Origin of the sequence: Anoxybacillus sp. PDR2, assembly GCF_009834045.1 — a bacterium.
Lineage (GTDB): Bacteria > Bacillota > Bacilli > Bacillales > Anoxybacillaceae > Anoxybacteroides > Anoxybacteroides rupiense.
Map to the genome: position 1 here is coordinate 2,613,072 of NZ_CP047158.1, position 12,379 is coordinate 2,625,450.

The window sequence follows — 12,379 nt, forward strand, 5'->3', positions numbered from 1 at the left end:
GCAAAAACTGTGCCAAATAAAAAAACACAAACGAATGAAAGAAAAGCAAGAAAAATGACGAAAAATCGTTGAAAACGCTTTATTATCTTTTTGCATTTTTTTGCACACCGTGCAATTTATTGCGTGTATTTTTTTGCAAGGTCGTATTTTTCCAGCTTATAGTATAAGCTGCGAATCGAAATTCCCAGCGCTTTGGCTGTGGCCGTTTTATTCCCTTGATGTTCAAGCAAGGCTGCTTCAATTAATTGAGCCTCATATTTTTCAAGCATTTCATCAAGCGGACCGATGCTGCTTGCAAAGGTGGGTTCTTCAGCTAACGCCTTATTCTGCGGCATTTGCAGCGGTGGAATATGGTGAACATCAATAAGCACTTCATTGAATTTCATAAAAATCATGGCCCGGCCTAATACATTTTCCAGCTCGCGAACATTGCCCGGCCAATCATAGGATAAAAGATAGCGAATCGCTTCCTCCGTCAAGCCCTCGACATTTCTGCCATAATCCTGATTCAGCTTATGGATTAAATGTCGGCATAAAGCAACAATATCCTGCTTTCTTGCGCGAAGCGGCGGAATATGGATCGGCATACGGCTGAGGCGATAGTATAAATCTTCGCGAAATGTTCCTTCAGCAATTGCCTTTTCCAGATTGACGTTTGTCGCGGCAATCACCCGCACATTAATAGGAATGGGCTTTGTGCCGCCAACACGGACAATTTCTCTTTCTTGCAAAACGCGAAGCAGCTTGGCCTGAGTATTAGCAGAAAGCTCGCCGATTTCATCAAGAAAAATGCTTCCATTATTCGCTTCTTCAAACAACCCTCTTTTCCCGCCACGCTTCGCACCGGAAAAAGCGCCTTCTTCATATCCGAATAGTTCGCTCTCCAATAGTGTTTCAGAAATGGCCGCACAATTCACGCGGATAAATTTGTTATATTTTCTATCGCTGGCATTATGAATGGCGTGGGCAAACAGCTCTTTTCCCGTTCCTGATTCGCCGCGCAGCAAGATGGTAACAGGGGTTTTCGCAGCTAATTTTGCTTGTTCAATGGCCACCATCATTTCTTCCGATGTACCGATGATATCATCAAACGAATACTTCGCTTCCAGCGTGCGGATAATTTGCCGCGCTCGGTTTAATTCGTTAGTCAGACGCTGAATTTCTGAGACGTCGTGAATAATGCCGACGCTCCCTTTTAACATGCCATCGACAATAATTGGAGCGACATTCACGATCACATCACGGCTTTTTGGTCCTACCTTCATGCGCACTCCACGAACAGGACGCCGTGTTTTCAACACTTGCATATGCATGCTTTCCCCTTCAGAAATATCAGCTGTCGCTGGTTTTCCGATCACTTCCTCCTCAGATAGGCCGGTAATGCGCGTATAAGCAGGGTTAATCAAAATGCCTTTTCCGTGCTCATCCACCACTGAAATGGCTTCTTCAGAAGAATGAATAATCGCTTCCAGCATCATGCGGATGTCCTTTAAATTAGTTACTTCTTCAGCAAGTTTCATCACTTCTGTCACATCTTTAAAAACCGCCAGCGCGCCAAACAATCTCCCTGATTCATCGATCATCGGAATGCGTGTCGTGATGATTTTTCGGCCGTTTTCAAGCTCTTGTTCTTGATGAATTTCCGTTTTTCTCGTTTTTAATATGCGAGGCAGCTGGCTGGTCGGAATCACTTCTAAAACATGCTTTCCAATCACTTGCTGCTTATCGACTTTGATCATAGCGGCAGCGCTGTCATTCATGTGTGTAATATAAGCAAATTCATCCACTACAATCATTCCATCATGGGTGGAGTTAAGGATTAAATCAAGACGTGCTGTTTCGCTTTTCAAAGTCGAAATCAACGCCTCTTTTTCTTCGACAAGCTCGGCAATCACATAGGCGACCTCTCCAGGAATCACAAGTGTATTTTTTTTTCGTTTTTGACTGATCTCCGCAAACACATCCTTTTCACCAGTTGCTTCCACCACAATATCAATGTCGTCAGTTAAAAACGGACGCCAGTCGTTTCCTGTACGAATATTCATTCTTTTCGCCAATTCTAATCCAGGCGCCTTGTCATCGCGATCAATAACGGCTACGATCTCAACAATCGCTGTTTCCTGAAATATTTTCAATAAAGCAGTGCCACCTTTGCTGGCTCCTACAATCAATGCTTTTTTCATTTGCTTCACCTTTAAACTATGCAATTTTTTGCAGACAATTTTATCATATCATTAATGAATATTTCTTGACAAATATAATCAAATCGTTATGATTTTTTCATGAACCCATTTTCTATAGGAAAGGATTCTGCTCGTATGCAACGAATCATTGCCCTTGTGATTTTATTGATCCCTGGCTTTTTAGCTGCTTTAGGAATTAAATGGATGCGCGATACCTTATTTGGCATCCTACATCCTCCCATTCCTGCTCTTTGGCTGCAATTTTTGGGCGGTTTTGTTTTATTTGCGCTTGGCTTAGGGTTTGTTGGCGGTTTTATTCTTCATCGTGATCGAAAACGCAATAAAGTGCAGCCCCGTTTCCAAAAAAAATGACCTGAACGATACTGTTCAGGTCATTTTTTGACTTGTTTTGCTTTCAGTGGGTAATCAGTAAAAATAGCATCTACTCGATGTTCAAACATTTGTTTCATCAGCCGTTCATGGTTGATCGTAAACGGCCTTACCGCAATCTGGTTGGCATGGGCTTTCTGAACAAATAATGGAGACAGCGTGCGGTAATAAGGATGCAAGCCGCTCGCGCCAAGAAGCCGAGCATATTGCCAAGGTTGATAGAGCGGCTCCATATAAAGCAGGGCAGTTGCGATATCCGGCGCCATTTGATGACAACGTGCCATGCTGTTATGATTAAATGAAGATAAAATGACACGGGATTCTAATTGATAATATTTGATCATCTCGATCACTTTTTCTTCCAGCTTATGATAAGCAATCAATCCGTTTTTTAATTCAATATTCAATAATAACGAAGTTGGCGAAATCCATTCAAGTACTTCCTCAAGCAACGGAATTCGGCAGACTCCGTACTGATTGGCAAATTTATAAACCGCATTAAACGCTTGAAGCTCTTGATACGTAAAGTCCTTTACCCAGCCCGTTCCATCTGTTGTTCGATCAATCGTTTCATCGTGAATGACCACAAGCTTCCCATCTTTCGTCATTTGCACATCTAATTCAATCCCGTCAGCTCCTACGCGTTCCGCTTCATAAAATGAAATCATCGTATTTTCGGGGTGCGTGCCAGCTGATCCGCGATGAGCAAAAATTTTGGTCATACTCCTGCCCCTTTCCCAAGCAATCGAAAACATAGTAAAATTATATGCAAGAGCGAGAGGGTTGATTATCCATTCTTTGAACGGCAACAGGCTTTTCCATGTGCCGCAGCGGCGGAAAAGCGAAAAGCTTTTTTCTAGCTAGCCATCTCCTTTTACTAAACGAATCAACGCTCTTCATGCATAAATGAAAATGCTGCTCTTTTCCAAATAAACAGAGAGGTGATTCAATATGCGTCCACATCAAATTTCGCTAGAAACCGCACAAAAGCTAGCAAAAGCGCTTGGCATCCCGATCGAGCAAGTGATGCATATGCCCCAGCATGTTTTAATCCAAAAGCTTATAGAAATCGAAAAAGCGGACAAAAAAGAAGAAAGGTAGCCTAATTTTTTAGGACTGCCTTTTTCTACAGCTCTCGCTAAATGTGATTGCATGTCTCTACAATCAGCGTTCAGTGGTAGCACCGTTTGAATCGTTTAAAACCAGGCTCTCACAAGCGATATTAACTGATACAAAGGAGAAAGCCGATAATCGCATTCGGTTTACGTCACTTTTGTAACAAGAGTAAATTTATTATCTATTCTAATTGGATCAATGCCTCGCTGTCACTTATGAACCACAAAGTCATTGTTTCATCATTGAATGAACCATTTATTCAAAGTGCAGATTTCATTTGAATTCTTCCATTGTCAAATCACTATTTACCCCCATGGCAGCACACGTTCCTTGAGCAGCAGCGATTACTAACTGTGAAGGCCCGACTACAGATACATCCCCCGCGGCATATACCCCCTCTACATTACTCCTGCCTAAAACGTCAACAATCACTCGACCATTTTTATTCACTTCACATCCTAGCGATTTAGCAAGGTCATTAGGTTGCTCGAGATCAGTTGTAACAAAGCCACCTGATCGATTAATTTCTGTACCGTCCTCAAAAACCACCTTTTCTAATTTTCCATCTGAACCACTTAACTTTAATATTGGCTTCTCCTTAATAATAATACCCTTTCTTTTAAGTACTTGCTCTTCTGTTTCTGAGATTATTTTATTGCCGTTCGTACAAACAACTAAATCTTTACTCCATTGATAAACCATCTTTGCCATATGGAAAGCATTGTTGTTTTCAGAGATTAGCACTAAAGATTGTTCTCTTAATTCCCAACCATCGCAATAAGGACAACTGAATATGCTCTTCCCATAATAATCCCTAATCCCATTCACATTGGGGAGGCTTTCTTTAAGACCCGTTGCAATAATCATTTTTTTACTTAAATATGGCTTACCTTCATGGGTTATTAGTTTGAATATAGAACCTTTCTCTCTTTTTACTTCTACAATTTTGCATTTTTTTATTTGGACAGATGGATATTTACTGATATCTTGATGAGCCAAATTTCTGAACTCTCTGGGAGTAACACCGTCTCTAGTAATAAATCCATGTGATTTCTGAGTAACGGCATTTCTCGGTTGATCATCGTCAAAAAGGATCACTTTTCTTCCAGCTCTGCCTAACACAAGAGCGGCGCTCAATCCTGCAGGGCCACCACCTATTATTGCGCAATCTAAAATCATTTTCCCACCTCATTTAGTTTTAAATTTATTAGAGATATTAAAGATATTTAAAATCTATAATTATCAAAAAAAAAAATTAATTTACTACAGAACGGATACGATTCACAATATTCTTATCTACTTTCTGTAATATATGCTCAATCGTTTGAGATCTTAGATAATCTTCCATTTTTTGTTCAGCTTCATTCATTACTGTCTCAATAAGGCAATTTTGTCTATCATGTATAGTATGATCTAAACCGCAATTAAACAATGAGGTCGTTCCCTCAATCGCATGAATGATATCTAAAAACGTTATATCTTTGGCATCTTTAATTAATTGATATCCGCCGTTAACTCCCGTGCCCGACTCGATAAATCCAGATTTAACTAATTTAGTTAAAACCTTAGAAAGGTACGTAGGCGACACTTTTTGAGCTTCAGCTAAAGGCTTTACACCTATTGTTTTTCCTGGTGGTAACAAAGCTAAATAAACAATGGTATGGAGAGCATAATTAGTTGCCTTGGAATACTTCACTTTCTCACCTCCTAATTAAAGACTTCATGAATCTATAATATCCTTAATCCTTCAGATAAGTCAACCCTTTACCCTCATAAGCAAATTTGTTTCCTGGCAGTGGTCCCTTCTTTTTACCGGTTTCCTACAACATTTGTCCAAAGGTTTGGCACGATAAATGTTTAGGTTCACAATGCAATATAAAATTGTCTAACTGGATAATAAAATCGGACAAAATAAAAACACCCCTTACTACCGTTCTTTTTCCGGTAAATAAGAGGCGTTTCTTTTTCGTATACATACGCACAAACATTTATTGGCTTTGTCCCGATATTTATCGGTAACTAAAATGTATGTTCGAAATCACCCAAACGTTGATATTATTGCCTTTAACTCGCCTTATGCTCCAGTCTCAGCTTATCCGCCACCATCGCAATAAATTCCGAGTTGGTTGGTTTCGCTTTCGACATGCTGACGGTATAGCCGAATAATGAAGAAATGGATTCGATGTTGCCGCCCTTATTCCGTATGTAAACCGAACTTTAAAACATAAAATTAGAAAAATATTCGGATTTTAACCAATATAACTTTGCCATCTCACCATAATTTATCGGTTATAAATGAAGTATTTGTTGGTTTACTTTTATTATATGTTTACATAAATAACTGAGACAAGCTTTATTCCAATAAATATGAAAAATTCTTGTCAATATTTTTTTAAAATATTTATTTATACACCATCCTCATTAGCTAGATTACAACATGCAATTATCTTACTTAGAGCTTGAATATATTCTTCCTATCCCACTTTATATACTACTGTTGAATATATTCATGTGAATTTTTAGTTACTCTTTATTCAACTATCGTTTCCCATTAGCCAAACATGCTTGCTTACGCAACACCAAAGATGATGGAAGATTTATTCCATAGGAGTTGAAGGTCTGCGTGGTAAGTTTAGTGCATGCTGTCTCAAATACGACTCAATAGCTTGCATACCTGCGCATGTCCATTTATGGACTCTTCTATTTAAGCGTTTACTTTGTTTTTCCAAATAAAAATGTCCTGTTTCAAGGAACTTTCCATAGATGTCGGCTTTGCCGAATATCTTAATCTCGTTTTCCTTTATGTATTCAGACTGTAAGTTAAGTTTCTCCAATAAATCCATGACTTCCTTCTTTCGTTTATCGATGGAGCATATGTGCTTCATGTATTAATCCCTCCAAACAAACATTCCATTTAAGATAATTATAAAGCCAATTTTTAAGTATCGCACCCATTAACCAACCATGCCGCACTTCACAGAACCACAGACTAAGACAAAAATTCTGTTCTTCGATGGGAGTTGAACAAGAAAACCAACAACAAACGATAACAGAGCCTTAATTTTAAATCTTATTCTCGTTCTTTATAAGCCAAGTCAATCAGTTCTTTAACACTTTCTAACGAATCAATATCCTTTAAATCAATGTCAATCTGATTTTTATCTCTTGGGTCAACTGGAATATAAATTTTCAATTTGTCTTTAAACTGATTAAAAATTACATCTCTTCTCTTTGTAGGAACATGAAATAACAACCTATTACCAACAGTTGAAATAGATAAGAATTTGTAACGCCTCGTAGCACGTCTGAGCATAATTCCATCAGACAAATAATAATAAACCCCATCCAGACTGTAAGCATAATTAAAAATTTCCCTTGCGATTTTCTGTTCTTGCGAATTAAAAGTGGCTATCAATTGGTCAACTGTTTCAAACTTAGATTTATTTCTTGGTACTTTCTTTAGATATAGACTAACGTCCTCTATATTTTCCTTTACATGCTCAAGATTTATTTCCTTATATTCAAATCCATGCTTCTTCAAACCTTCTTTCAATCCCGCCACAAATGACAAACCTACTAGCATGAAACGGGCATCTGGATTGTTAACTAATCCTTCATATCGTATCAGTTGACCAACAGCCCTATCATCTACCTTCAATTTGACTTCCACATATAACTTTCTACCCTCAGCATCTAAAAACAAAAGGTCACACCTTTTTCCGTTCAAGTTGACTTCACTCTCTAGAAAAATACATCCATCTTCAATTAAATGTGGATTTGCAATCAGTATTTCATGAAGTTGAACTTCCTTCATAAGAACACCTCATACTTTTAGAGCAATAATATGCAAACTGATTCCTTTAAAAAGTGAATATAATAAAAAATTGATTATTCCTTATTTTTGATGCTCAAAACAATATACGTTCCCTTTAAAGCGCTCCTTATTTGATAAACAAAAAACCTTCATTTTCTCCGATATTTCTTTGCTACAGGTTTCACATATGACTATATAACCTTACTTACTATAATTCACTAATTGCAAAATTTATTGTTAACAGAAAATATTGTAATTTGAAAACAAATCTCTTATGACTAACTCACCATATCTCCTCATTAAATCTCCATTTAGACCTTGTTGAGAAAACGAATCACCTATTACAAAAAAGATTTCTTGATTATTCCAAGTAAGCTTACCGTAAGAATAATAATACTGTCTTCTTGTCATTGTTCCATCTTTTTTAATTAGATAACTTCCAAATCTAGGTGATATTATAACATTATATTCATTCTCACATCTCTTTAACAAAAATCTAAAGATACTTCCATTAAAAAAGATTATTCTTCTTTTAACTGAACAAATAACATCAACTAACTCTCTAAAGTAAACCAAAATTTCTTCGTTTCTAAAATATTTAGTTTCAAAATTTGTTGAACCATAAGGTATTAACTCCAATTGACATCTATTCGCAAGTAACCTTCTTAAGTTAGGTATGTAAGAACAAGTCTTATTAATCTCTTTACGGTCTTCAAAGCCCAAAAGTTTAGTTTTTTTATCAAAATCCAGTAAATATGCTATCTGTTTTGCATCGAAAGCATCTACTGTTGCACCATCGTAATATCTAATTTCTCCAAAGTTAAACAAATAATTATAGAAATCATCAAAATTGTTAACACCTTTTTCTTTTAAGTTCTTTGGAGTTTCCTTTTTATGATTTGGTATCCCAGCATTTAAATTCACCATCACTGTCTCCGCATATAGATTACCGAAGAAGGGATAGGGTGGCATATCATATCTCACTATTTTTTTAGGGTCATTAGAGATTAGTCTATTTAACTTATAAGCTCGTTCAATTTTTCCAAAATTCCAATATTGTTCAAAATCCTTTTTAAATCGATTAATGAATTCTTGTACGAATAAATTTGGTATAATTAGTGCCATTAGTAAAAACCCCTCTATACATAATTTTATTTTTTAGTAGTTTCTTCATCTCTTCAATAGTTAGAACTTCATCTTTTTTCTGTGTATCATCCTATGACAATTTACTCTCTTCAATAGTTCCTTTCGTTATACGATGCTTCCATTTAGATAGAATACTTATTTTTCGCTCTGGCTTCACAATTTTCTCCACAACTATCTCTCGCTTTGTTATATCTTCTAGCTTGATTGCTATATACTCTCTATTTCCGCCTTTTAACTCGATATTTGGGTCTCTCGAACATAAACATATATTTTCATTCAACATTTTAATAATGTATACTTCACCAATATCTTCAATATTTATCTTTATTTTATAATGATGTTTAATAAATATATTTGAAATAAAGGAAATTGTTCCTCCAATAAAAAATAAAAATCCAATGAAAAGAACTACGAATAATGTAACAATGTAAGTCCAACTAACTTCACTATTAGAAAAATTTTTAATTATTAAATATATATCACATATAAGAAATGACAAAGCAAAACTTAAGCCAATTATACTGTAATATTTTGCTTTAATTTTATTTTCAGTAGTTAATAATTCCATCTCAACACGTGTCTTTGCAGTCAAAGCATTAAAATTTACAATAAACAAAAAAATTGTACTTACAAAACCAAAGGCACCTGCTAATTCTTTCAATTTAACCCCTCCCAATAAATTATACATAAATACTTACGATTGGATACTTTTGTTAGTTTCATAAATTATTACTAGAATAAATCAGCAAATAATAAACTCAAGCTTTTACTAAATAACACATTTGCATTAAATTTAGTGCGTAATGAAGAAATCATACAAAAACCCACCATTTCTATGGTGGGTTTTCAGCGGTAAAATTTCAATAAAATTGAGATTTTATTTCGCTTTCAATACCTATTGTCAATAACGATTTAAAATTCCCCAATTTCAACGAAATGAAATTCCCCATTATGAACGTTTAATTAGGCAACTGGGCAGGATAAACTCCTGCTTTTTTCTTTTCTCGTAGACGATAAGAATCACCTTTGATATTAAAGGTAATGGCGTGATGTAATAGGCGATCTAAAATCGCTGTCGCTAGTACATCATCACCGAATACTTTCCCCCATTCGAGATAGGATTTATTCGATGTGAGGATCATAGAGCCTTGTTCATATCGTTTCGATACGACCTGAAAAAAGACATTCGCCGTTAGCTCATCAAAAGGAAAGTAACCGACCTCATCCATAATGAGTACATCTGGACGACTCCAACGATTCACTAATCGCTGGAGAGTCCCTTTTTCGTTTGCCTTTCGGCATTCAGCCACTACATCGTCTGCGGTTAAAAATAAAGCGGTATACCCTTGAGTGATAGCTTCCACCGCAAAGGAAATCGCTAAATGCGTTTTTCCAACACCCGGTGGGCCTAGTAAGATTCGATTTTCCCCGTTGGCAATAAACCGACAGGTCAGCGTTTCTTTGACTCTCTTTTCACTGATACTCGGTTGAAAGGAAAAATCAAAGTCATGAATCGTTTTGATAGAAGGTAATTTGGCTCGTTTCATTCGCTTTTCTAGTTGTTGAGACTCTTGATATTCAATTTCTTGTAAAACAATAGTGTTTAGAAACTCAGAATATGATACATTATCTCTAGAAGCGTCTTCTAATAAACTATCTAGTTGGTGGGCTGTGTGGTGCCAACCAAGCTTTTTTAAGCGTTCGATTAACAGCTCGTTCATCATACAGTCTCACCTTCTTCCAATGCTGCGTAAGCAGCGAGAGGGCGTTGTTCTACTTTAGGAGATGGGGCAGAAGAAGAAAGGTCGTTGGTCGCCAAACCTTGAACGCCTTTTCTTCTCTGTCCTTTTTCTTTTGTATGTAAGCCCTCATAATGTTCCATTTGAATATGAGCAGTTGCTTTTCCTGTCAAAATCGGATGTTTGGCAATACACTCCTGTTCATCATAAATCTCGATATGATGGTCGAGAGTTTCTTTCACTTTTACAACCTGTCCTGCATAGCGATACGGAACGGAATATTTTTTTCCTCTGTATGAAACAAAACAATCTCGACTTACCTCTCGTGTCTCCCAGCGACATGTCGGGAATAATGGTTTGACTCCCCATGCTTGAAGGAACTTCTGTTCCTGTTCCAAACGTTGAATTGGCGGTTCATTCGTCGTTTGATTCGGCTTTCGATTGGCCACTTGATCCAGCCATGTACGAACAGCTTCATTTAATGCATAGAGAGTAGGTTCGTGTTTTCGCTGAAAGAAATTATCTTTCAAATACTTTACCACTCTTTCTACTTTTCCCTTTGTTTGTGGACGTTTCGGCCGACATGCTTTTGGAACAATACCGTAATACGCTAGAAAATCCTCGAACGTCCGGTTAAATCGAATTTCGATGGGACTATGTTTCAGAACAACGGTTTTCATATTGTCATAAAGAATCTGTTCAGGAATGCCGTTAAAGTAAGCAAATGCGTTCATATGACATTTCATTAATGTTTCTACATTCATATTGGTCGTAAACTCCACATACTTCATTCGGGAATAACCAAGTACCATCACGAAAGCATAAATATCTTGATATTGACCATCCACCAAGTACTTTCCCACATAGGCCCAGTCCATTTGAGCTTGTTTGCCTGGTGGTGTTTCATACCGTAAGGTAGCTTGTTTCTTTGGCTGTTCTCGATACGGTCGAACAAAATCTCTTAATATCGTCATCTTGCCAGTGTATCCCATCGCTTGGATCTCCTCAAGGAGAACAACACAATTCGTCGTACCTTCTTGTATTCGTTGAAGAAGATAGCTTTTATAAGGATCTAGTTTGCTTTTTCTTTTTTTCTCACTGACTTTACGCTCTGGAAGCTTGTCCCCCTTTAGATACTTACGAATGGTTTTCCGATCAAAACCTGTTTCTTTGGCAATCGCTGTTTGAGTCCAGCCTTTCTGATATAACTCTCGAATCATAAAAAACTCCCCTACCTTCAGCATCGTTTCTCCACTCCATTTAAGATGTTGTTTCGAAACGATTATCTGTTATTTTTGGGGAATTTTAAACCGCTGTTATTGGGGATTTTATCACCGGTGATTACACCTATCTCTGATTCCTCTTCTTTTCCTTTGTCGAAAGTTTAATTTAGATTTATATAAATACTATGATGGTCTCATATTTTTTCAAAATTACATGTCGTCATTCTTTCAATACATTAAAAAAATAAACTTATATTGATTTTTTTACTACAAGAATATGGAATGAGTAAGGTTATACATACATAAAAATAAAAAACCATAACCCCTTGTAATATGAAGGATTTATGGTTTATAAACGGAATCGTATGTTATATCGCTATTCTTATCATAATAACGAGCAAATTTACTGAGATTTTCATCTTGTTTTTAATAACTATGTGACCAATTTGTGACCAAAAAAATTAAACTCTTGAGTCTGTGGATGAAGGTTTCCTTTAATTGTATGCTTTAATTTTTAAATCAAAAAGACAGGGAGCTTGTACATTTGCTTACTGTCTTAATACTTATTAAACTATTGTGTAGAATATATACTCTTTAGTATTTTCTCTAATTCTGGTCCATGTAGAGCGATATAAGTTGGTAAAACCATCGTAATTTCTGCTGAGACAATAGCGAAATTATCCAAATACCTATGAAATTGCTGCCTTGTATCAAAACGAAAGCTACTCCTTTGTTTAATGGACAGAAGACCATACCAATAAGCGTTGA

Annotated in this window: 11 protein-coding genes and 1 pseudogene; 2 read left to right on the forward strand and 10 right to left on the reverse strand. The window is 36.6% G+C overall.

What is annotated here, in order from left to right:
* Positions 1 to 116 precede the first annotated feature (116 nt).
* A complete protein-coding gene (locus tag GRQ40_RS12575) occupies positions 117 to 2,183 on the reverse strand; it encodes a sigma 54-interacting transcriptional regulator (protein WP_044744461.1) in 2,067 nt (688 codons plus the stop codon).
* Positions 2,184 to 2,318: 135 nt separating this feature from the next.
* Between GRQ40_RS12575 and GRQ40_RS12580 the strand changes: the two genes are divergently transcribed.
* Positions 2,319 to 2,555: a DUF2627 domain-containing protein gene (locus GRQ40_RS12580; RefSeq protein WP_044744462.1), complete on the forward strand. Its 237-nt coding sequence runs from the start codon at positions 2,319 to 2,321 to the stop codon at positions 2,553 to 2,555.
* 20 nt (positions 2,556 to 2,575) lie between these two features.
* Here the strand turns inward: GRQ40_RS12580 and GRQ40_RS12585 are convergent, their stop codons facing one another.
* A complete protein-coding gene (locus GRQ40_RS12585; RefSeq protein ID WP_159720119.1) occupies positions 2,576 to 3,295 on the reverse strand; it encodes a glycerophosphodiester phosphodiesterase in 720 nt (239 codons plus the stop codon).
* Positions 3,296 to 3,524: 229 nt separating this feature from the next.
* Between GRQ40_RS12585 and GRQ40_RS12590 the strand changes: the two genes are divergently transcribed.
* On the forward strand, positions 3,525 to 3,674 hold the full coding sequence (locus GRQ40_RS12590; protein WP_080862329.1) for a YycC family protein: 150 nt from the start codon (positions 3,525 to 3,527) through the stop codon (positions 3,672 to 3,674).
* Between the two features lie 288 nt (positions 3,675 to 3,962).
* Here GRQ40_RS12590 and GRQ40_RS12595 read toward each other — a convergent pair whose 3' ends face one another.
* The 8 genes and pseudogenes from GRQ40_RS12595 to istA form a co-directional block, all read right to left on the reverse strand.
* Complete coding sequence (locus tag GRQ40_RS12595) at positions 3,963 to 4,868, reverse strand: NAD(P)/FAD-dependent oxidoreductase (RefSeq protein WP_159720120.1); 906 nt, start codon at positions 4,866 to 4,868, stop codon at positions 3,963 to 3,965.
* Between the two features lie 76 nt (positions 4,869 to 4,944).
* A complete protein-coding gene (locus tag GRQ40_RS12600; protein ID WP_159720121.1) occupies positions 4,945 to 5,385 on the reverse strand; it encodes an Rrf2 family transcriptional regulator in 441 nt (146 codons plus the stop codon).
* Between the two features lie 368 nt (positions 5,386 to 5,753).
* Positions 5,754 to 5,879 (reverse strand): annotated as a pseudogene (locus tag GRQ40_RS12605) (sporulation initiation factor Spo0A C-terminal domain-containing protein); the annotation flags it as partial.
* An 880-nt stretch (positions 5,880 to 6,759) separates the two neighbouring features.
* Positions 6,760 to 7,503, reverse strand: a complete 744-nt coding sequence (locus tag GRQ40_RS12610) for an endonuclease NucS domain-containing protein (protein WP_159720122.1) — start codon at positions 7,501 to 7,503, stop codon at positions 6,760 to 6,762.
* 237 nt (positions 7,504 to 7,740) lie between these two features.
* Positions 7,741 to 8,628: a hypothetical protein gene (locus GRQ40_RS12615; RefSeq protein ID WP_159720123.1), complete on the reverse strand. Its 888-nt coding sequence runs from the start codon at positions 8,626 to 8,628 to the stop codon at positions 7,741 to 7,743.
* Positions 8,629 to 8,719: 91 nt separating this feature from the next.
* On the reverse strand, positions 8,720 to 9,310 hold the full coding sequence (locus GRQ40_RS12620) for a hypothetical protein (protein ID WP_159720124.1): 591 nt from the start codon (positions 9,308 to 9,310) through the stop codon (positions 8,720 to 8,722).
* 298 nt (positions 9,311 to 9,608) lie between these two features.
* Complete coding sequence (gene istB, locus GRQ40_RS12625; protein ID WP_066329639.1) at positions 9,609 to 10,373, reverse strand: IS21-like element helper ATPase IstB; 765 nt, start codon at positions 10,371 to 10,373, stop codon at positions 9,609 to 9,611.
* Positions 10,370 to 11,632 (reverse strand): IS21 family transposase, encoded by a 1,263-nt coding sequence (gene istA, locus GRQ40_RS12630; RefSeq protein WP_066329642.1) that lies wholly within the window; start codon positions 11,630 to 11,632, stop codon positions 10,370 to 10,372. The genes istB and istA overlap by 4 nt, the downstream gene beginning before the upstream one ends.
* Positions 11,633 to 12,379 lie beyond the last annotated feature (747 nt).